At 56.8% G+C, this 20696-nt stretch carries 16 protein-coding genes and 2 pseudogenes; 6 read left to right on the plus strand and 12 right to left on the minus strand.

The genetic code is table 11. The annotated features are described in order from the left end of the window. Window positions 1–128 precede the first annotated feature (128 nt). A pseudogene (gene tssD, locus C2E16_RS17020) lies at window positions 129–558 on the plus strand (type VI secretion system tube protein TssD). Window positions 559–1153: 595 nt separating this feature from the next. Here tssD and C2E16_RS17025 read toward each other — a convergent pair. Further along, the gene (locus C2E16_RS17025; protein ID WP_038624369.1) at window positions 1154–2872 is read right to left on the minus strand and encodes a penicillin-binding transpeptidase domain-containing protein; all 1719 of its coding nucleotides are present in this window, start codon (window positions 2870–2872) and stop codon (window positions 1154–1156) included. 183 nt (window positions 2873–3055) lie between these two features. After that, window positions 3056–5331 (minus strand): annotated as a pseudogene (locus C2E16_RS17030) (molybdopterin guanine dinucleotide-containing S/N-oxide reductase). Between the two features lie 182 nt (window positions 5332–5513). Between C2E16_RS17030 and galR the strand changes: the two are divergent. Together galR and C2E16_RS17040 are read left to right on the plus strand one after the other, a co-directional pair. Beyond that, on the plus strand, window positions 5514–6515 hold the full coding sequence (gene galR, locus C2E16_RS17035) for an HTH-type transcriptional regulator GalR (RefSeq protein ID WP_038624367.1): 1002 nt from the start codon (window positions 5514–5516) through the stop codon (window positions 6513–6515). 40 nt (window positions 6516–6555) lie between these two features. Beyond that, window positions 6556–7308, plus strand: coding sequence for an SDR family NAD(P)-dependent oxidoreductase (locus C2E16_RS17040; protein ID WP_084970507.1), 753 nt, complete (start codon window positions 6556–6558; stop codon window positions 7306–7308). Window positions 7309–8245: 937 nt separating this feature from the next. Here C2E16_RS17040 and C2E16_RS17045 read toward each other — a convergent pair. The 5 genes from C2E16_RS17045 to C2E16_RS17065 all read right to left on the minus strand — a co-directional run bounded on the left by C2E16_RS17045 (window position 8246) and on the right by C2E16_RS17065 (window position 12654). Then, the gene (locus C2E16_RS17045) at window positions 8246–8713 is read right to left on the minus strand and encodes a GNAT family N-acetyltransferase (protein WP_038624365.1); all 468 of its coding nucleotides are present in this window, start codon (window positions 8711–8713) and stop codon (window positions 8246–8248) included. Continuing rightward, window positions 8710–9483 (minus strand): FCD domain-containing protein, encoded by a 774-nt coding sequence (locus C2E16_RS17050; protein ID WP_084970508.1) that lies wholly within the window; start codon window positions 9481–9483, stop codon window positions 8710–8712. Before C2E16_RS17050 ends, C2E16_RS17045 begins: the two co-directional genes overlap by 4 nt. 71 nt (window positions 9484–9554) lie before the next feature. Next, window positions 9555–9872, minus strand: a complete 318-nt coding sequence (locus C2E16_RS17055) for a PTS sugar transporter subunit IIB (RefSeq protein WP_084970509.1) — start codon at window positions 9870–9872, stop codon at window positions 9555–9557. An 11-nt stretch (window positions 9873–9883) separates the two neighbouring features. Further along, on the minus strand, window positions 9884–11311 hold the full coding sequence (locus tag C2E16_RS17060) for a glycoside hydrolase family 1 protein (protein ID WP_104951580.1): 1428 nt from the start codon (window positions 11309–11311) through the stop codon (window positions 9884–9886). Continuing rightward, on the minus strand, window positions 11308–12654 hold the full coding sequence (locus C2E16_RS17065; RefSeq protein ID WP_038624356.1) for a PTS sugar transporter subunit IIC: 1347 nt from the start codon (window positions 12652–12654) through the stop codon (window positions 11308–11310). Before C2E16_RS17065 ends, C2E16_RS17060 begins: the two co-directional genes overlap by 4 nt. A 182-nt stretch (window positions 12655–12836) precedes the next feature. On the opposite strand from C2E16_RS17065, the gene C2E16_RS17070 reads away from it, so the two are divergent. After that, window positions 12837–13145: a PTS lactose/cellobiose transporter subunit IIA gene (locus C2E16_RS17070; protein ID WP_038624355.1), complete on the plus strand. Its 309-nt coding sequence runs from the start codon at window positions 12837–12839 to the stop codon at window positions 13143–13145. Window positions 13146–13246: 101 nt separating this feature from the next. On the opposite strand, the gene lysA is transcribed toward C2E16_RS17070, so the two are convergent. Then, the gene (gene lysA, locus C2E16_RS17075) at window positions 13247–14497 is read right to left on the minus strand and encodes a diaminopimelate decarboxylase (protein ID WP_084970510.1); all 1251 of its coding nucleotides are present in this window, start codon (window positions 14495–14497) and stop codon (window positions 13247–13249) included. Window positions 14498–14608: 111 nt separating this feature from the next. Here lysA and C2E16_RS17080 point away from each other — a divergent pair, with 111 nt between their 5' ends. Beyond that, window positions 14609–15529: a LysR family transcriptional regulator gene (locus C2E16_RS17080; protein ID WP_038624350.1), complete on the plus strand. Its 921-nt coding sequence runs from the start codon at window positions 14609–14611 to the stop codon at window positions 15527–15529. A gap of 20 nt (window positions 15530–15549) precedes the next feature. Here C2E16_RS17080 and fliB read toward each other — a convergent pair whose 3' ends face one another. Next, a complete protein-coding gene (gene fliB / locus C2E16_RS17085) occupies window positions 15550–16767 on the minus strand; it encodes a flagellin lysine-N-methylase (protein ID WP_133052068.1) in 1218 nt (405 codons plus the stop codon). Between the two features lie 297 nt (window positions 16768–17064). Beyond that, the gene (locus C2E16_RS17090) at window positions 17065–18228 is read right to left on the minus strand and encodes an MFS transporter (RefSeq protein WP_038624346.1); all 1164 of its coding nucleotides are present in this window, start codon (window positions 18226–18228) and stop codon (window positions 17065–17067) included. 121 nt (window positions 18229–18349) lie between these two features. Between C2E16_RS17090 and C2E16_RS20630 the strand changes: the two genes are divergently transcribed. Next, window positions 18350–18547 carry a hypothetical protein gene (locus C2E16_RS20630; RefSeq protein ID WP_146107484.1) on the plus strand — a complete coding sequence of 66 codons (198 nt, stop codon included), beginning with the start codon at window positions 18350–18352 and terminating at the stop codon, window positions 18545–18547. A 9-nt stretch (window positions 18548–18556) separates the two neighbouring features. Here the strand turns inward: C2E16_RS20630 and C2E16_RS17095 are convergent, their stop codons facing one another. Further along, window positions 18557–19060: a cupin domain-containing protein gene (locus C2E16_RS17095; protein ID WP_084970512.1), complete on the minus strand. Its 504-nt coding sequence runs from the start codon at window positions 19058–19060 to the stop codon at window positions 18557–18559. A 109-nt stretch (window positions 19061–19169) separates the two neighbouring features. Continuing rightward, window positions 19170–20690, minus strand: a complete 1521-nt coding sequence (lysS, locus tag C2E16_RS17100) for a lysine--tRNA ligase (protein ID WP_038624341.1) — start codon at window positions 20688–20690, stop codon at window positions 19170–19172. Between the last annotated feature and the right edge of the window lie 6 nt (window positions 20691–20696).

The raw sequence follows: 20696 nt of genomic DNA on the forward strand, positions 1-20696 counted from the left end.
TCGCCAGGATTTTACACGAGAATATTAATTTCATAAAAAATAGCCGCATACCGCCTTCTCTTAATTAAAAGGCATTAATCATGGCGTTCCCCGCTTATTTATAGCTTAAAGTTGAGGGTGGCGCAGATATTAAAGGTTCCGTTGACGTATACAATCGGGAAGCAGCATTGAAGTGCTTAGTTTTATGCATGCCCTGAGCATCCCGACGGACAGCCATACGGGAAAGCTCACCGGCACACGCCTTCATAGCCCGCAGGCGTTTGAAAAGGAGTTCGACTCGTCCAGTCCTTATCTCTATAAAGCCGTTTCCAGCGGGCAGACGTTAAAAAGCGCGGAAATAAAATGGTATCGCATTAATCATGCCGGACAGGAGGAGGAGTATTTTAATATGCTGCTGGAAAACGTGAAGATCGTTTCGGTTTGCCCCATAATGCATAATATTAAGAGGTCACTAACCAGAATCATCTGGCGTCGGTCACGCTGCGCTATGAAAAAATCACCTGGAAATATTGCGACGGCAATATTCAGCATGCTGACAGCTGGAAAGAGCGAGCTTAAATCCCTGTCACCTGCCTTCACTGGACACACAGGGCGCGACGCGCCCTTTAGTTAAGGATGATAATCATGACATGGGTTTATGACGTAAGAAAATATGTTTGAAAAAGATGGCGTCTGGCAATTATCAGAATTAAAATTATTAAGTAAGTCCAAAGTTAGCGACAAGCTTGCTGAAGTTTAAGCCCGCCAAAGTTATCATTTCGAACCAACACATTTCTTTCCAGAAAGCAGGTACAAATAAATCTATACCGAGTCAAACGCGCAAAATTTAATAGTGCTATATACTTTTGTTAATCACCAGCATAAACACAACATAACCATCGTTTCACTTATTATGAACGATGACGAGCGCAGCGTTAGCTTCAATGGCTATATCATCGCTAAGCGCGGATTTTAATAATCGCTTCTCGTAACGGTTTCATCTCATAAAAAGCAGCGGCATTCAGGCAGACGACGCTGGGGCGGCGTAACGGTATATATCAACAGGCTGGCATTATCCTCAGTCCGTTCTGATAAATATAGCCATCTCACGAAGCGCTTATTTGCTTACCGTCAAGCGGAGGAGAAGATCTCCTCCCCCTCCGCTCATCCCGTTTTAATGCGCGCTGTTCACCAGCGCATCCGGGGCAATATTCATATGCTTCAGTACCGGTCCCATAATATTGCCGAAGATCGGCGCTGCGACTGAACCGCCGAAGTGATCGCCTGCGGTAGGATGGTTAATCATCACCACCAGCGCCACCTGCGGATTACTGGCTGGCGCCACGCCCGCCGTGTAGTTCACATAGCCGCCGTCATACTTGCCGCTGGGGCCCATCTTTTCCGCCGTACCGGTTTTAGTGGCCAGCCGGTAGCCGGGCACCGCCGCGCGGATGCCGGTGCCGCCTGGCAGCACGTCGCTTTCCAGCATATGCACCACGGTTTTCACCGTTTCCGGGTTGGCGACCTGCTTGCCGATAACCGGCGGCGTCACTTTGGTGATAGAGAGCGGACGGTAGACGCCGAAACTGCCCAGCGTGGCGTATTCACGCGCGATTTGCAGCGGCGTCACGCGCAGCCCGTAGCCAAACGAAAAGGTAGCGCGTTCGATATCCGCCCAGCGTTGACGATGCAGCGGAAAATAGCCGACGCTTTCACCCGTCAGACCCAGGCCGGTCGGTTTACCGAGGCCAAAAGCGTGATAGGTGTTCACCAGCGCCTCGGCGGGCATTGCCAGCGCGATATGCGAAACGCCGATGTCGCTCGATTTTTGCAGAATGCCGGTCATCGTCAGGCGCGGCCAGTGACCAACGTCACGAATCAGGTGGCCATTCACGCTGTAAGGCGTCGTATCCAGCACCGAATCGGGACGTACCAGCCCGCGTTCCAGCCCTTCCAGCACCACCAGCGGCTTCACCGTGGAGCCCGGTTCGAAACTGTCGTTGATCGCCACGTTGCGCATCTGCTCTGGCGAAACGTCAGAGTAGTTGTTGGGGTTGAAGGAAGGATAAGAGGCCATACCCAGTATTTCGCCGGTATCTACTTTAACCAGCACCGCCGCGCCGGAATCCGCCTTGTTCAGCAACACCCCATCGCGCAGCTTGCTGTAGAGCGTATACTGATCGAACTTATCGATACTGAGCTGCACGTTAGGCGGCTGCTTCGGCGGCTGATAGTCGATCATAGCGATAATATTGCCTTCGCGATCCTGGCGATATTTCTCCACGCCCGGCTGCCCCTGCAACACCTTATCGTAGCCCTTCTCCAGCCCATTCAGGCCGGTATTGTCAGCGCCGACCACGCCGATAAGCGGCGCGGCCGCTTCGCTCATTGGATAAAAGCGGCTGTCGTTATAGACCGTACTGATGCCTTTCAGATGCAGCTGGCTGATATCTTTGGCGATGCCCAGCTCCACCTTACGCCCAAGATAGAGAAAACGACGATGCGGATTCGCGGTGATCTGCTGCGCGATCTGCTCCGGCCGTTCGTTAAGCGCATTGGCGAGATATTCCCATTTGGCGCTGGTAAAAGCCGGGTTTGCCTCCAGCACGCGCTGCGGGTCGGCAACGATATCGCGCGAAGGTACGCTGAGCGCCAGCGTTTCGCCATTGCGATCCAGCAAGGTGCCGCGATTGGTGGGAATGGTGACCGTGCGCAGCGAGCGCTGATCCGCCTCATGTTCCAGCATAGGATGGTTAATAAGCTGTAGATCGGCGACGCGCGCCAGCAGAACGGCCATACATCCCAGTACGCCAAGACAAATCAGACGAAAACGAAACGGATTGAACGGTGCTTTAATCTGGTCTTTTCCAAGAAACTTCTGTATGCGGGGCATGGTCCATGACCTTAAGGCAGGCAAAAAAAACCTGCGCATCTGCGCAGGTTGGTGTAATCAATAAACTTGTTGATGTTCACCCATCAATACCTCTGGGACTTAAAATGTAGCAAGGGGCATTGACGGGCGGCTATCAATCATTCGCAACAGTTACCCGCAAAATGTAACCAGCTATGTGATTTATCAGCTATTTTGCAATGTTTGCCCGCGGCGTATCTCCACCAGGCAGGACATGGCGTTCGGTCCCTGGGTCAGCGACGAGGTGCCGATGTCGAGCGTCAGCACGTTCGGATTGCCGGCGCGGTCTCTGGGTTGCCATTCCTGACCAAAGCCGGGATCGAACCAGGCGCCGGTGGATGTCACCACCACGCCCGGCGTCAGGCCATCGTTCAGCTGTACGCCCGCCAGCATGCTGCCGCGTTCATTGAACACTTCGATTTCATCGCCGTGGCTGATGCCGCGCGCGGCGGCGTCCTGCGGATGCATCCACAGCGTTTCATGACCGGCGGTTTTATTGTTCTGCACGTTGGCCGTTGCATCCAGCTGACTGTGCAGGCGATCGGCGGGCTGCACCGAAAGCAGGTGCAGCGGAAATTTTTTGGCCTGCTCGCTGCCCAGCCACTCCTGCGGCGCGCGCCACTCAGGATGCCCCGCCATGTCTTCCAGCTGATAGTCAGCAATGGTCTGACAAAAGAGTTCGATCTTGCCGCTGCCGGTTTTAATTGGGTTAGCCTGCGCGTCGGCGCGGAAATCTTCCATAAAGACGTAGTCGCGCTCGCTGGCGGGCACATCGACATAGCCGCGCTGCCAAAATTCCTCAAACTCCGGCCAGTAAACGCCTTTGCGCTGTTGCGCGACGCCGCACTGCTGATAAAGATGCGCTATCCATGCCATTTCATCGCGGTTTTCGGTAAAGCGCTCGCGGTAACCGAGACGCTCCGCCAGATCGGCGAAGATGTCAAAATCATTACGCGCCTGATGCTGCGGCGCGATCGCCTGATGCATTGCGAAGACAAAGCGATCGCGTGAGGAGCCGCCGATGTCATTACGCTCCAGCGTGGTAGTGACCGGCAGCACGATATCCGCCATCTGCGCCGCTGGCGTCCAGACGATATCCTGCACGATCACCGTATCGGGTTTCTGCCAGCCCTCGACCAGGCGGTTAAGCTGCTGATGATGGTGGAACGGATTGCCGCCCGCCCAGTGCATCAGGTGAATATCGGGATAACGGTGGGTTTCGCCCTGGAAAGCGTAGCTTTCGCCGGGATGCAGCAGCATATCGCAGATGCGCGCCACCGGAATTGCCAGGCCTGAAGGATTGGGGCCGGTCGGCAGCAGCGGCGCGGGGTATCAATGCGCGGATTGCCGACGCTGTTCATCGAGCCGTGACCAAAGGAAAAACCGGCGCCGGGCAAGCCTGGCTGTCCCAGCATCGCCGAAAGCGCGATCATCATCCAGTAGGGCTGTTCGCCGCGATGCGCGCGCTGCACCGCGTAAGAACAGGTAATAAAGCTGCGTTTGCCGATAAGCTGGCGCGCCAGTTCGGCGATGCGCTCCGCCGGGACGCCGGTAATGGCGCTGGCCCAGGCGGGCGTTTTCGCCACGCCGTCGCGCTCTCCCAACAGATAGGCGCGCAGCTGCGGATAGCCGACGCAGTGGCTGGCAAGAAAGGCGGTATCCGCCGCGCCGCGCCGTTCAATTTCATAGCCCAGCGCCAGCATCAGCGCCACGTCGGTATTGGGGCGAATGGCGATCCAGTCGGCGTTGAGGAAATCGGGGCAGTCGTCGCGCATCGGACTGACGTTGATAACGCGGGTACCTTTAGCCACAAGCTTTTCGAGCGCGGGCTTCAGCGTATGTTCGCCCGCGCCGCCGGAGGCGACCTGAGCGTTTTTGAGCGCCAGCCCGCCGAAGGCTAACACCACTTCCGCATGTTCAATTACGCTCGGCCAGTCGGTGACGCGTCCGGTAAGCGGCATCCAGGTGCCGATCACGTAGGGCAGGAAGAACTGCGCCGCACCCCAGCTGTAGTTGCCCATTTGATCCACCCCGCCGCCGCCGTTGAAGTAGAAGCGACGTACCAGGGTTCGGGCATGGTTGACGCGTCCGGCGGATGACCAGCCGTACGATCCGGTGAAGATGCCGCTGGCGCCGTAGCGATCGCGCACGCGGCGGTTTTCTTCCGCCACCAGATCAAGCGCGGTTTCCCAGTCGACGGCGACGAAATCTTCTCGTCCACGCAGGGTGCGATCGCTGTTTTCGCGCGCTTTTAGCCAGGAACGACGCACCATCGGTTGACGGATGCGCTTATCGGAATAGACCAGCTGCGGAATGCTTTGCAGCATAGGCGAGGGATTGCTGTCGGCAAAAAAGGGTTCGCAACCGATAAGATGGCCACGCTCCGTTACGGCGGTAAAGGCGCCCCAGTGGGCAAGATGCGGTACTTTTCTAAGGGTCATGGCGCAGGCAAGCATTGAGCAAAAGGACAGACTGGCATGTTAGCCTTTCCTGAATGTAAATGAAAAGTGCAATATTCAGCGCGCTTTGCGACAGGGCTGGCATTCTGTCTGGTTGAAGTTGCAGGGGTTTTCCGTAACACTTTCATTATGTGTAAACGTTTACCCCGGAAGGTGTTCTATTCATGGCTACGATAAAGGATGTCGCCAAACTGGCGGGCGTTTCTGTCGCCACCGTTTCACGCGTTATCAATAACTCGCCTAAAGCCAGCGACGCGTCACGTCAGGCGGTTTTTAGCGCCATGGAGGAGTTGCAGTATCACCCCAACGCTAACGCGCGCGCGCTGGCGCAGCAGTCGACGGAGACGCTTGGTCTGGTGGTGGGCGACGTTTCTGACCCCTTTTTTGGCGCGATGGTGAAGGCGGTGGATGAAATCGCCTGGCAGACAGGCAATTTTCTGCTGATCGGCAACGGCTATCATAATGAGGAGAAGGAGCGCCTGGCGATTGAGCAACTGATGCGTCATCGCTGTGCGGCGCTGGTGGTGCATGCCAAGAAGATTCCGGACGAGGAGCTGGAAAAGCTGATGCAGCAGATGCCGGGAATGGTGTTGATTAATCGCTCATTACCCGCGTTTCAGCAGCGCTGCATCGCGCTGGATGACCGCTACGGCGCCTGGCTTGCAACGCGTCATTTGATTCAGCAGGGACACGATCAGATCGCTTTTATCTGCTCTACCCACACGATTTCCGATGCCGAAGAACGTTTGCAGGGTTATTACGATGCGCTGCGCGAGCACAGTCTGCCCTGCAATGACCGGCTGGTGGCGTTTGGCGAGCCGGATGAGGTAGGTGGCGAGCAGGCGATGACGGAGCTGTTGGGACGTGGGAAAAATTTCACCGCGGTGGCCTGTTATAACGATTCGATGGCGGCGGGCGCATTGGCGGTGCTGAGCGATAACGGCATTCGCGTGCCGGAGGAGATGTCGCTCATCGGCTTTGATGATGTGCTGGTATCGCGCTATGTACGACCGCGTTTGACCACGGTGCGTTATCCCATCGTGACGATGGCGCAGCAGGCGGCGGAGCTGGCATTGGCACTGGCGAATAATCAACCTTTGCCGGAAGTAACCAATACGTTTAACCCTACGCTGGTGCGCAGGCATTCGGTCAGTTCGCCGGGTTAAACAACGCCTGACGAGCCAGGCATAATGATGAGATCAGGGAATGATAAAAAAATTTGCAAACAAAGTCGCCATAGTGACAGGCGCCGGTTCAGGTATAGGTGCGTCGATCGCACACCAGCTGGGCGCAAAAGGTGCCAGCGTTGTCGTGGCGGACCGGAATGAAGCGAACGCAGCCAGGGTAGCAATGGAAATTGTCCAGAACGGAGGCATCGCCGTTCCGGTTTATCAGGATGTAAGCGATGCACGATCGGTGGAGGCATCCGTCGCTTTCACGCTGGAGCAGTTTGGCGCTCTGCATCTTGCCGTTAACAACGCCGGTATCGGAGGCGGCAACTCGCCGCTGGCTAATTACAGCCTGGACGACTGGCATAATGTCATTGCCGTTAACCTTAATGGCGTATTTTACAGTATGAAATATCAGTTACCGGCGCTGCTGCGTTCGGGCGGCGGCTCGATTGTCAACGTGGCATCGATTCTCGGTACTGTCAGCCGTGCCAATTTTTCAGGTTATGTCGCTGCCAAACATGGCCTCATCGGGTTGACCAGGACGGCGGCGCTGGAATATGCCGCACAAGGCGTGCGCATTAACGCCATCGGGCCAGGTTATATCGATACGCCTCTGCTATCGCCGCTGACAAAGTTGCAGTATCACAGGCTGGTGGGAGAGCATCCTGTAGGGCGACTGGGTCGTCCTGAGGAAGTGGCGTCGCTGGCGCTGTTTCTGCTGTCGGATGACGCCTCGTTTATTACCGGCAGTTTTCAACTGGTCGATGGCGGCTATACGGCACAATAGTTTTTATCGCAGCGCCAGGTGAGAACCATTATTTGCCAGCATGAGTCATTCCTGAATGGGCAGTATCGCTGACGAATTAACTGTTGCCGGTCGCGAGAGGGGCTTCCAGTATCGCTGACGAATTAACTGTTGCCGGTCGCGAAAGGGGCTTCCAGTATCGCTGACGAATTAACTGTTGCCGGTCGCGAGAGGGGCTTCCAGTATCGTTGACGAGTTAACTGTTGCCGGTCGCGAGAGGGGCTTCCAGTATCGCTGACGAATTAACTGTTGCCGGTCGCGAGAGGGGCTTCCAGTATCGCTGACGAATTAACTGTTGCCGGTCGCGAGAGGAGCTTCCAGTATCGCTGACGAGTTAACTGTTGCCGGCCGTGAGAGGAGCTTCCAGTATCGTTGACGAGTTAACTGTTGCCGGTCGCGAGAGGGGCTGGCAGTTCGGCGGGACGGCATAAACCCGTCCCTGGGGCCTCCGCCCGCGCCTTCCCTGGCGCGGGAGGCCCGCCTCTTCTGCCAACCCCTCTCCCTCCCCCAACGCCTCCGCTACCGTGACTTAACCAATAGCGCGAAGTTTGCAAAGAAAGTGAGGCAGCGACAAATAAACACCAAAGTGAGTGAGACGGCGGAACACAAACACTGAAGTCAGTGAGGCGGCGGCAAATAAACACCGAAGTCAGTGAGGCGGCGGTAAATAAACACTGAAGTCAGTGAGGCGGCGGTAAATAAACACTGAAGTCAGTGAGGCGGTGGGCTGGCGCGTAGTAAAGCCTCCGCGTCAGGGATGACGCGGCGGAGTCTCCAGGGATGGATTGACGACGTCTTTACGCAGCGCCAGCCCTCCGCCGAACGGAAGCAGGCTACCAAAAACTCAGCCCCGCCGCCGAACAGCATCAGACAACAAAAACTCAGCCCCGCCGCCGAACAGCAACAGACCACCGACAACTCAGTCCCTGCGCAGCGCCTTATGGTAAAGACGCACCACCGTATCGGGGTAATCCAGCGCGTCGCCAATATAACGCCAGCCGAAACGTTCGTAATAGTTAGCGCATAATGCGTACAGATAAAGATTGTTAAAGCCGCGAGCGCGACACCACGCCTCGGCATATTCCTGTAACGCGGCGCTTAAACCGCTGCCGCGCGCGCTTTCATCTACGTACAGCGCCGCCAGCCACGGAAAAAGATCCTGCCGACTGATTAGATCGCAACGCCAGACGCCTACCGTACCGACTGGACGATCGCCCTCCAGCGCCACAAACGTCTGCGGGAAATCGGCCCCGCGCAGGCTGCTCTCCACCACGCTGGCGAAAAATGCCTGGCTCTGCGCGTCGCCAAAAGCGCGCCACAACCACGTCACTAACAGCGGCTGATGCTGCGGCACCTCGCTCAGCGGCACAATGCGCCAGCGACTCATACCAGTCTCCCCTGAAAAATCGGTACAGATTCAAATAGATAACCGTCAAAATCGGGCGCGTCGGCGTCCGACAGCTCCATCAATGTGTTCTTCACATTCTCCAGATGCTGCCACATCCCCTGCCAGGCGCCCATCACATCGCGTCGCCGCAGCGCCGCCAAAATCGTTTGATGATCGCTCAACCACTTCAGCCGATAGCTGCGCGTTTCAATATGCGCGCGCAGCTGCTGCCACAGCGGATTGTTTTCATGATGCCGCCAGATGCTTTTCACCGTATCCATCAGCATTTGATTCTGCGTCGCGCCCGCCAGCAGCAGATGAAACAGCCGGTCATTGTCCTGAGTGGTATCGTTCAGCGCAATCGCGCGCTGCTCCTGCTCCAGCGTGCGGCGCAAATTTTCAATATCCGCCTTGGTCGCCATGCGCGCGGCAAACGCGGCGATATTGCTCTCCAGCAGCTGACGCGCCTGCAACATCTCGAACGGGCCGACGTCGCTGCGGAAAAAGGCCTCCTCCTCGTCGCTGGCTTCGCTGGGAATACGCATCACGTAAACGCCGGAACCCTGACGGATATCCACCGTGCCCTCCAGCTCCAGCATCAGCAGCGCCTCGCGGACAATCGTGCGACTCACGCCCCAGGTCTCGGCCAGATTGCGCTCCGGCGGCAGACGCGAACCGACAGGATAAAGCCCTGCCACAATCTTCTGACGTAAATGCTCGCCAATCTCCTGATACTGCTTTCTCTCTTGCGGCGATGCGCCCTTATCCACTTGTTTACCCTTTACACACGTTGACGACCCGCTGCCCGCGCCGCCGTGCAATGACGGACGACGATATCCCGCTAGTTTATCAAAGCCAGCGCCTGATCGAGTACTTTTGCGCCGTTTAGCGTGCCGTAAGCCAGCGAATCGATCACCGCGATCGGGATCTGCTCGCCGTCGGTCAGCTTCTTATTCTCCGCCAGCTTAAAGCGCACCTGCGGCCCCAACAGCACCACTGCGATCTCGCCCGGATAATTTTGCAGCTCTTCCCGCAGATTCTGTTCAGGAATAGCGTAAATCTGATAGCTGAGGCCGCGCGCCGCCGCCTCTTTTTCCATGCGCGTCACCACCATCGAGGTGGACATGCCCGCAGCGCAGGCGAGAACAATACGTTTCACGTTGGCACTCCTTATTTTGCTTCATCATTCAGCGTCAGGGTAAGCTGACGACTGTCTCGTAGCTGACGATACCAGCGCGCCGACTTCTTCATCCGCCGCTGGCGCCGGTTCTCTAAATCGATCTCAACCAGGCCGTAACGATTTTTAAACGCATTCATCGGGGAAACGTTATCGGTAAACGACCACAGCATATAACCCTGACAGTTAATCCCCGCCTCGCGCGCGCGCAGCGCCTCATACAGATGTTCGGCGATAAAGTCGATGCGGTAATCGTCCTGAATCTCGCCCGATGCGTCCCTGAACTGCGCTTCGTTTTCAATTCCCATGCCGTTTTCCGCGATAAACCAGGGAAAATTGCCATACTCGTCGCGCATTCTTTGCGCCATCGACGCCACGATGCGCGGCGCGATCTCCCAGCCGCGCGAGCGGTTCATGCGGCGTCCCGGCAGCTCAAAAGGTTCGTAGTAATAAGCGGGATGGAAAGGCGTTTCCGGGTGCCAGGCGCGGGACGGCGCCTTCACCCGATGCGGATAATAGAGATTCAGCCCCACTTCATCGACGCGGTTCTCGGCGATCAGCGCCAGATCCGCCGCGCTGTAGCGCCACTGCACCTGATGCTGCGCCAGCAGCTGTAACAGCGCCGCCGGATACCCGCCCTTGATAGCCGGATCGAGAAACACCCGGTTGTAGAACAGATCGTAGATCTCCGCCGCCCGGCGATCGTGCGGCGCGTCAGAGCGCGGCCAGGTCACCTCTGGATTTAAAATCGTGCCGATGCTGCCCGCATAGCCGCGATCGCGGAATAGCCTGACGACACGCGCGGTCGCCAGATTTTTATGGTGATTCCACTGCATCCAGGTCGACGTGCTCTGGTGATAAGGCCAGCGCAGCGCATCCAGATAGACGCGGGTTTGCACTACAATCGGCTCGTTAAACACGAACCAGCGCCTGACCTTGCCGGCGTAGCGCGCAAATACCTTCTCCGCGTAGAGCAGGAACAGATCAACCACCACGGAAGAACTCCAGCCGCCATACTTTTCCAGCAGCGCCGCCGGCAGCTCGTAATGCTCCAGACACAGCATCGGCTCGATATCGTTGGCGCGCATCTCATCCAGCAACGCGTCGTAATAGCGCGCGTAATCTTCATCCACCTCGGCGGTTTCATAATCCAGCAGGAAACGCGACCAGTTGATCGAGGTGCGATAATGCGTCAGCCCGCTGGCTTTCATCAGCGCCACATCCTCCCGGTAGCGGTTGATAAAATCGGTCGCTACTGCCGGGCCGTAGCCGTTATGCCACACCTGGCGATCCTGCTGATACCAGGCGTCGAGATAAGAATCCTGCCCCGTCTTCTTGCCGTGCCAGCCTTCGGTTTGCCAGGCAGAGGCCGCCGCGCCAAGGATAAAATCGGGCGGAATCGCGATGGTGACGTTGCTCATGACGGCTCCTTAAGGCTGGCCAGCTCCGGCTGCATCGCTTTCGCTTCGGCGGCCTCGGCGCGGCGCGCGGCGATTTTCACAAACGGCAGATAGATCAGCACCGACACCATGATGCAGACCAGCTGCGTCACCACCGCGCCCATCGAACCGGCGGTCGACAGCCAGGCGTTGATAATCGGCGGCGTAGTCCAGGGCACCATCACCACCGCCTTGCCGGCAAAGCCGGTGAGCGTGGCGAAATAGCCGATAGTGCCGGTCACCAGCGGCGTAATAATGAAAGGAATAGCAAGGATCGGATTAAGCATGATCGGCATGCCGAAGATTACCGGCTCGTTGATATTGAACAGCCCCGGCCCGAAAGAGAGCTTGGCGATTTCCCGCATCTCTTTACGTTTGGTCGCCAGCATCACCGCCGTCAACAGCCCGATGGTTAGTCCCGATCCGCCAATGCTCATATAGACATCCCAGAACGGCATGGTAATGATGTTCGGCACCTCTTTGCCCTGCTCGAAAGCATTCATATTCACCAGAATCGCTCCCAACAGCAGTGGCTCGCGGATCGGCTTGATCATCTGGTTACCGTGAATGCCGATCACCCAGAACAGCTGCGCTACGAACATCAGCAGCAGAATGCCCCACAGACTTTGCACCACCGATTCCAGCGGCTGCTGCACCACGCGATAAACCGCGTCGTAAAGGTACATTCCGCTCGCCTGATGGAACACAAAGCCGAAAGTGGCGATCGCGGATACGGTGATGATCGCCGGGATCAGCGCGGAAAACGAGGCGGAGACGTTCGGCGGCACGGTATCGGGCATTTTGATTTTCAGCCGCTCGACGTTCTCCAGCCGACAGTAGATCTCTACCGAAAGAATGGCGATAAACATGCCAAGAAACAGGCTTTTGGTGTCGGAAAACTGCTTCGCCAGCACGTCGGTCACCAGATGCATCTGCCCGTCGACCATCATTTGCAGCGTGGTCGGCGTCACCGAAATAAAGCAGATGATCGCCAGCAGGCCGGGAAACAGCGTTTTAATGCCGTTGATGCGTCCCAGCTCAATGCCGATAAGAAAGACCGCGCCGATATTGAGGAAGCTTAGCGTGGCGTAGTTAATACTGGTGGTGATGGGCTTGAGATCGGCGAGGAAAGCGAGCGCGGGAAAACTGGCGAGGCCGTTTTTCGCATCCAACACCATATTGGAAATCAATACTGAAAAGGCGCCGACGATAATTACCGGCATCAGCGTAATGAAAGAGGCTTTAATCGCCATAATGTAACGGTAGCTGTTAAAGCGCGTGGCGAAGCTTCCCAGAGCGTCAATCAATCGATCCTGTAGAGACATAAGCAGATACCTCAGGGTAAGTGAGTATGCGTCCCGCTGTCGTAACCCTACCTTTCCCTGATATGGCATACCAAAATTAACTTAATGACGCTTTTTTTCTGTGAGCGTCAACGCAGTTCGCTTATTTGGTATTCCAATATGATGATTAACCCAAATCCGGTATACCAATAACAGAGGTGAGTATGGATTTTGAACAGACCGTCATGGAGTTGCTGATTAACGCAGGCGAAGCCCGCTCCCATGCGATGAGCGCGATCCAGCTGGCGCGCAAGCGTCAGTGGCAGGAAGCGGATGCGGCGCTGGCCGCTTCGGCGGAGGCGTCGAAGGCGGCGCATCATATCCAGACGCAGCTTATCGGCGCAGATGAAGGAGAAGGGAAACTGCGAGTGACGCTGATCCTGGTGCATGCCCAGGATCATCTGATGAACGCCATGCTGTGCCGGGATCTGGCGGAAGAGATCGTGTTGCTGCGCAAAGAGCTGCTGGCCTGACGTACAGCGAGGCGGCGCCATCGCTGAGTCAGGCAGGTAAAAGGTGCGGGATTTACTCTCAGACGCTCCGCGGCCGCGCTGGCCGCCGAGCGATATTGATGTTACATCTCCAGCGCCAACAGCTCCTGGATCGTCTGCTGACGACGAATTTCATGCGCCTCGCCGCCGTCGAACAGCACTTCCGGGATCAGCGGACGGCTGTTGTAGTTTGAGGACATCGAGGCGCCGTAGGCGCCGGTATCATGAAACACCAGATAGTCGCCCGGCGTCACGGCGGGAAGCTGACGGGTTTCCACCTTACCACCTTCCAGCTGGGTAAAGACGTCGCCCGATTCGCACAGCGGCCCCGCCACCACCGTTTCGCGCAGCTCGCGCGATGCGGCGTCCTTATCGGCGGCCAGCAGTGAAATATGGTGATAGCTGCCATACATAGCCGGACGCATCAAATCGCTAAAGCCTGCGTCCACCAGCGCAAAATGGCGGCTGCCCATGTTTTTTACCGCGCGCACCTGCGCCACCAGCACGCCCGCCTCCGCCGCTAAAAAGCGGCCCGGTTCGATCTCCAGCTTTACCGGATGGCCCAGATGCGCGGCGATGCGTTCGCGGGCGCGGTGCCAGAGGCTGTAATAGTGCTGCGTATCGATCGCTTCTTCGCCGTAGCGATAGGGAACAGAAAGCCCGCCGCCAGCGGAGATAGCCTGAATATCCTGATCCAGCGCGATCGCCTGGCTGACCATCGCCTCGCAGACCTGTTCCAGATGCGCGTAATCCACGCCCGATCCGATATGCATATGGATGCCCACCAGCGTCAGGCCATGCTGCTGAATCGCCTGGAGCGCCTGCGGCAGATCGTCATGCCAGATGCCGTGCTTGCTGTTCTCGCCGCCGGTGTTGGTTTTCTGGCTGTGGCCGTGGCCGAAGCCGGGGTTGACGCGTAGCCAGACCGGATGGCCCTTCGAGCGCGCGCCGAGCTGATGCAGCATATCCACCGAACCGGCGTTGACCGGAATACGCAGCTCCGCCACGCGCGCCAGCGTCGGTTCGTCCAGCAGATCGGCGGTGAAAACGATCTCGTCGCCGCCCGCCTTAAAGCCCGCGGCCAGCGCCCGCTCAATCTCGCCCAGCGATACCGAATCGACCTTTACGCCCGCCTCACGCATCAGCCGCAGAATATGAATATTGGAGCAGGCTTTCTGTGCGAAGCGCACCACGTCGAACTGCCGCAGCTGCGCGATGCGATCGCGGATAATATCGGCATCGTAGGCCCAGAACGGCCCGGTGTAGCGTTGGGTCAGCGTTAACAGGTTAGCGGCATTCAGGGCGCTGTCGGAATTATTTAGCGGACGTGGCATCGGGATTCTCCTTAAACTTTCCCCTATTACGCCATAGCGCCTTTTTGCTGAAAAATATCTGTTTCTGCGGAGTCTATGCAAATATGATATGGGTTTTACAGGGAGGCGGCGATGGCGAACGTGACTCATCGACATATCGAAATCTTTCACGCGGTGATGACCAGCGGCAACCTGACCGCCGCCGCTGAGCTGCTGCATACCTCGCAGCCCACCGTCAGCCGCGAGCTGGCGCGCTTTGAGAAGGTCATTGGCCTGCGCCTGTTCGAGCGGGTGCGCGGACGGCTGCATCCCACCGTACAGGGGCTGCGGCTGTTTGAAGAGGTGCAACGCTCCTGGTACGGTCTCGACCGCATTATCAGCGCGGCGGAGGGGCTGCGGCAGTTTCGCCAGGGCGAGCTTTCCATCGCCTGCCTGCCGGTTTTCTCGCAGTCGCTGCTGCCGCCGCTCTGTCAGCCGTTTCTGCAACGCTATCCCGATCTCAGCCTGAATATTATTCCGCAGGAGTCGCCGCTGCTGGAAGAGTGGCTCTCCGCGCAGCGCCACGATCTGGGCCTGACCGAAACCCACGTCACGCCCGCCGGCACCGAGCGCATTGAACTGCTGACGTTAAACGAGGTTTGCGTACTGCCCGCACAGCATCCGCTGGCGGCGCGACGGGTGCTGACGCCGCAGGATTTCGCCGGGGAGAGCTACATCAGCCTTTCGCGTTCCGACAGCTATCGTCAGCTGCTCGACGCGCTGTTCCATGAACAGGGCGTACAGCGCAGGATGGTGATGGAAACGCACAGCGCGGCGTCAGTCTGCGCGATGGTGCGCGCGGGAGTGGGCATTTCAGTGGTGAATCCGCTGACGGCGCTTGATTATGCCGCCAGCGGCGTAGTGATACGACGTTTCAGCGTCGAAGTGCCCTTTACCGTCAGCCTGATTCGACCGCTGCATCGTCCGGCTTCCGCGCTGGTGAACGCCTTCAGCCAGCATCTGCAGAAAGAGGCCGCGCAGTTTCGCATCAAGCTTAACGCCCAGCTTGATTAAAAGCGCGGATCGGGCTGTTGTCACCCTAACAGCAGCAGGCAGGATAAGTCATCGCCACCGTTTATTTTATTAATGGCCTGATCAAGTTTATCCTTCATATGCAAAGTGTGATTGATATATTGATGATAATCCGCAATCAGCTGCATCACATCTTCCTGTTTGATCTCCTGTTGCAGCGATTTTATCGAAAATGAAAGCTTCAGGAAAAAGTAATCCATCACGATACGGTAATAAATTCGCATTATTTGAGAGATATCCCTGCCGGGAAAACAGCTTGTATAAAGCTGGTAGTGTAAATAGTTGCGAAGCACATGCGGCTCCGCCAGGCATGAAGTGGCGCGAAGCTGCCGCCATTGATGATTAATGCCTGCGAACTTCTCATTAACGTTGATAACTTCAGCATTTTCAGGCACACCCAGATAGCTAAAAATAGAAGCGCCGACGTCCCGCAGCGCGCTGTTACGCACCGTGCCCTGTATATTGCCGCTAAAAATCGCCATAATGGCGCGTATCTTCAGCTGAAGCGCCTCTTTTTTGCCGCTGTTGTCCATTGTCAGTTGGCCTTCACGCAGCGCCACGACTAAACTTTCATAAAACGCTTCGATCTCAGAAAGCTGGCCAGCCACATCGAAATTGATACGCTGCAAATATAAAATAAACTGAGCTAACGCCAGCAAATTGGCCTCTATATCATTGCTTTCCGCATTGATAAGGTAGCAAGCAAATAGATGAATAAGCTGATCTTTCTGGGCAAGCGTCTGGCCTGAAGAGGTGAAAGATTTGGCGGATGAAGCAATAAGGTTTATTTCTTCATGCTGTAACATACTGTCCCGATCGAACAGCACCAGTCGTGCAACTTCGGGGCAGGATAAAGTCATGTTATGGCGTAACTGATCGCCCCATGCATCCTTTAAACGGGGATAAGTCGCACAAACGGTAGAAAGCGATTCGCCGCCCATTTTTTGATGTATTTTACAGAGCTTGTCTTTAGTAAAAAAGGGACATCTTTTATTTTCATCAAACTGAATAACGGAGTGTTTTCCCTTTCCCTGACGGGTTAACTTCAGTTTATTTCTGGCAATATCTCTTATTTCGCTATCGGATGAGTTGATATATTTGGTATATGTTCTTTTATCTATAAAAATATTCCATCCATAACAACAATCGTTTAAGCACTCCGCCCCCGTACATCTAAATTTCTTATAAAAGTTCGGGGTAATTACTTTACGGATTTTCATCGGGCATCGCTCATCGTTAAATCAGGTAAGGTAACATATTGTGATCGCAACCCTAACGGCTTATAAGCGAACACTTTAGCGCGTAATTAGCGTGACACATTCAGATAATCCTTCCCTCATTACCGGCGACGTCGGTAACGGTTCTGGCAGATCTTTATTAAGCCTCTGATTTGGGAAACATCGGGGTAAGTGAGCAGATGACGCGTATGGCGTGGCGCCGCAGCGGCAAGGAATGGGAATAAGGACGTTGCTGATTCGCTGGCGGCACAGTGATGCCGCCAGCGCTTTTGCACAGGGTTAAGCGCGCGCCGTCTGCGTCTGTCCGCCCGCGCGGCGGAAAGTCATCAGGCAGACAATCAGCCCCAGCACGGCCAGCACGGCGGCGGCCACCGGCACCGAGGTCAGGCCGTAACCGCCGTCGATTACCGCCCCGCCAACCCAGGCGCCCAGCGCATTGCCGACGTTAAACGCGGAAATGTTCAGGGTCGAGACCAGATTCGGCGCCTCTTTACCGTGGCGCACTACGTTGATTTGCAGGCCGGGGACGGTGGCGAAAGTGGCCATCGCCCACAGGAACAGGGTAATTTCCGCCAGCCAGAGGCCGTGGCTGGTCCAGCTAAAGGCGAGCGAAAACAGCGCGATCAGCGCAAAACTGAGAATCAGGCTGAACGACACTTTCCAGTCCGCCAGCTTGCCGCCGATGATATTGCCCACTGTCAGCCCTGCGCCGATCAGGAACAGCGTCCAACTGACGCCGCGATTGCTGATGCCGGTGACCTGCAGCAGCAGCGGCGCGATATAGCTGAACAGCGCGAACATCGCCGCCGCGAAGCAGACAGTCATCAGCAGCGACAGCCAGAGCTTGCCGTTCGCCAGCGCGCTGATTTCGCTGGCGAGATGTACCGGCTTTTCATCTTTGTTGGTCGGCAGGCTGACGATCAGGGCGATAAACGCCAGCACGCCAATTACCGCCACGCCCCAGAAGGTAGCGCGCCAGCCGAACAGCTGGCCGAACCAGGTGCCGAGCGGCACGCCCAGCACGTTAGCCAGCGTCAGGCCAGTAAACATCAGCGCGACGGCGGAGGCCTGGCGGTTAGGCGCCACCAGGCTGGCAGCCACCACCGAACCGATGCCGAAGAACGCGCCGTGACAGAGCGCGGTCACAACGCGCGCCAGCATCAGCAGATTGTAGCTGTAGGCCAGGGCGCACAGCACGTTGCCGATAATAAAGATCGACATCAGTAGGATCAGCGTGCGTTTACGCGGCAGGCGCGCGGTCAGCAGCGCCATTACCGGCGCGCCGATCGCCACGCCCAGCGCATAGCCGCTGATCAGCCAGCCGGCGGAAGGAATAGAAACGCGCAGGTCGCCCGCCACCTCCGGCAGTAATCCCATAATAACGAACTCGGTGGTGCCGATTGCAAACGCACTCAGCGCCAGAGCCAGTAATGAAACAGGCATAACACTCTCCCAAAAAAACGATGATTGCAGACTCCAGGCAGGCCGCTGTCAGGCAGCGGTTCAGACGACGCGTTGTGGTGATGCCTTGAATGTTTTGCGTCGCGGCGGCTATTAAAACACAGTGTTATCACAACAAACACCCTGGCTACGACAAGGGAATATTGCGTCTGGCGCAACAATCCACCGCGATCTCTCGCTGCGCCATCGGGATTTCTTTCAGGAGGATAAACAGAGCGGCAAAACGCTGTATAACAATGTCGCGCCTAATATCCCTTACGTACATTTTGAACGCTGGCTACAGGCGGACATTAAATCCTGACGCGTACTTTTACTTGCGCTGCGCATCCGGCAGGCCGTCATGGGTGCCGAGCGGCTGCGCCGGCGGCTCGATCCAGCGGTCGGCGCGCGTGGCGGCGTAGTCGGGATTCAGCGGATAGTAGATGCGATTTTCCTTTTTGTTCGCCTCGCCCACCACCAGCAATTTGACCTCTTCTTCGCTGTTGTTAATAAAGGTGTGGCAGATGCCGGTGCCCGCCGGAAACGCCACCGCGTCGCCCGGCGTCAGCGCATGCAGCTCGCCGTTGAGCCAGAGATGGGGCTGCCCTTCCAGCACATAGACAAACTCCTCTTCGGCGCTTTCGGCGTGCGGATAAGAGAGGCGGCGGCCCGGCAGCAGGCGCTCGTGATGAATGCCGATGCGCGTCAGCCCCAGCGCGCGGCCCAGCGGCGCGCCGATGCCCATGCGCTCATCGCTGCCGCGATAGTGGGCCTTATCGGGTTCCTCCAGCGTTTGCCAGCGGCCGATGCATTGCGGACGTGAAGATGAAGACATAGCTTTACTCCTGATGAAGCCAGATTTTTAGCCTGGCAAAGGCGCAAGCGTATCTCAAGGCGGAAATGAAAAAGGACGCCGAAGCGTCCTTTTTACTCTGTCGTCAGCGTTATTTGCCGGACGGACGCAGCGCCGGGAACAGGATCACGTCGCGGATGGTGTGGCTGTTGGTGAACAGCATTACCATGCGGTCGATACCGATGCCCAGACCTGCGGTCGGCGGCAGGCCGTGCTCCAGCGCGGTGACGTAGTCTTCATCGAAGAACATCGCTTCGTCGTCGCCCGCGTCTTTCGCTTCCACCTGCTGACGGAAGCGATCGGCCTGATCTTCCGCATCGTTCAACTCGGAGAAACCGTTGCCGATTTCGCGGCCGCCGATAAAGAATTCAAAGCGGTCGGTGATTTCCGGGTTGGTGTCGTTGCGGCGCGCCAGCGGAGAAACTTCTGCCGGATATTCGGTGATAAAGGTCGGCTGGATAAGATGGCTTTCCGCGGTCTCTTCAAAAATCTCAGTGACAACGCGACCCAGGCCCCAGCTTTTCTCTACTTTGATGCCCAGCGAGCGCGCAATGGCGACCGCTTTATCGAAATCATCCAGATCGGCCAGGTTAGTTTCCGGGCGGTATTTCTGAATCGCTTCTTTCATCGTCAGCTTAGCGAACGGCTTGCCGAAGTCGAACACCTGGTCGCCGTAAGGCACTTCGGTGGTGCCCAGCACCTGCTGCGCCAGGGTGCGGAACAGGCTTTCGGTCAGCTCGATCAGATCTTTATAATCCGCGTAGGCCATATAGAGTTCCATCATGGTGAACTCAGGGTTATGGCGCGGCGAGATGCCTTCGTTACGGAAGTTGCGGTTGATTTCGAATACGCGATCGAAACCGCCCACCACCAGACGTTTCAGATAGAGTTCCGGCGCGATGCGCAGGTACATATCAATGTCGAGCGCGTTGTGATGGGTGATGAACGGACGCGCGGAGGCGCCGCCTGGGATCACCTGCATCATCGGCGTTTCCACTTCCATAAAGTCGCGGCTCACCATGAACTGGCGGATGCCGGCCATGATCTGGGAGCGAATGCGGAAGGTTTTGCGCGACTCTTCGTTGGCGATCAGATCGAGGTAGCGCTGACGATAGCGCGTTTCCTGATCGGCCAGGCCGTGAAATTTATCCGGCAGCGGACGCAGCGCTTTGGTCAGCAGGCGCAGTTCGGTGCAATGGATAGAGAGTTCGCCGGTTTTGGTTTTGAACAGTTTGCCGCGCGCGCCGAGAATGTCGCCCAGGTCCCACTTTTTAAACTGTTCGTTGTAAACGCCTTCCGCCAGGTCGTCGCGCGCCACGTAAAGCTGGATGCGGCCGCCGACGTCCTGCAGCGTTACAAACGACGCCTTGCCCATAATGCGGCGCGTCATCATACGACCCGCCACGCTGACTTCGATATTCAGCGCTTCCAGCTCTTCGTTGCTTTTCTCGTCATACTGCGCGTGCAGCTGTTCGGAGATGCCGTCGCGGCGGAAATCGTTCGGGAACGCCACGCCATGTTCACGCAGCGCGCTGAGCTTTTCACGACGCGCTTTCAGTTCGTTATTAAGTTCAAGCGCGGCATCAGCGCCCTGCGGTTGTTGTTCAGACATGTCGGT

This window comes from Mixta calida (genome assembly GCF_002953215.1).
In the GTDB taxonomy this organism is placed as follows: domain Bacteria; phylum Pseudomonadota; class Gammaproteobacteria; order Enterobacterales; family Enterobacteriaceae; genus Mixta; species Mixta calida.

What these genes read in the sequence shown, in the direction of transcription:
- C2E16_RS17070 (WP_038624355.1), top strand. Translation starts at nt 12,837, where the DNA reads ATGGATTTTGAACAGACCGTCATGGAGTTGCTGATTAACGCAGGCGAA.
- galR (WP_038624367.1), top strand. Translation starts at nt 5,514, where the DNA reads ATGGCTACGATAAAGGATGTCGCCAAACTGGCGGGCGTTTCTGTCGCC.
- C2E16_RS17040 (WP_084970507.1), top strand. Translation starts at nt 6,556, where the DNA reads ATGATAAAAAAATTTGCAAACAAAGTCGCCATAGTGACAGGCGCCGGT.
- C2E16_RS17090 (WP_038624346.1), bottom strand. Translation starts at nt 18,228, where the DNA reads ATGCCTGTTTCATTACTGGCTCTGGCGCTGAGTGCGTTTGCAATCGGC.
- C2E16_RS17045 (WP_038624365.1), bottom strand. Translation starts at nt 8,713, where the DNA reads ATGAGTCGCTGGCGCATTGTGCCGCTGAGCGAGGTGCCGCAGCATCAG.
- lysA (WP_084970510.1), bottom strand. Translation starts at nt 14,497, where the DNA reads ATGCCACGTCCGCTAAATAATTCCGACAGCGCCCTGAATGCCGCTAAC.
- C2E16_RS17080 (WP_038624350.1), top strand. Translation starts at nt 14,609, where the DNA reads ATGGCGAACGTGACTCATCGACATATCGAAATCTTTCACGCGGTGATG.
- C2E16_RS17025 (WP_038624369.1), bottom strand. Translation starts at nt 2,872, where the DNA reads ATGCCCCGCATACAGAAGTTTCTTGGAAAAGACCAGATTAAAGCACCG.
- lysS (WP_038624341.1), bottom strand. Translation starts at nt 20,690, where the DNA reads ATGTCTGAACAACAACCGCAGGGCGCTGATGCCGCGCTTGAACTTAAT.
- C2E16_RS17065 (WP_038624356.1), bottom strand. Translation starts at nt 12,654, where the DNA reads ATGTCTCTACAGGATCGATTGATTGACGCTCTGGGAAGCTTCGCCACG.
- fliB (WP_133052068.1), bottom strand. Translation starts at nt 16,767, where the DNA reads ATGAAAATCCGTAAAGTAATTACCCCGAACTTTTATAAGAAATTTAGA.
- C2E16_RS17095 (WP_084970512.1), bottom strand. Translation starts at nt 19,060, where the DNA reads ATGTCTTCATCTTCACGTCCGCAATGCATCGGCCGCTGGCAAACGCTG.
- C2E16_RS17060 (WP_104951580.1), bottom strand. Translation starts at nt 11,311, where the DNA reads ATGAGCAACGTCACCATCGCGATTCCGCCCGATTTTATCCTTGGCGCG.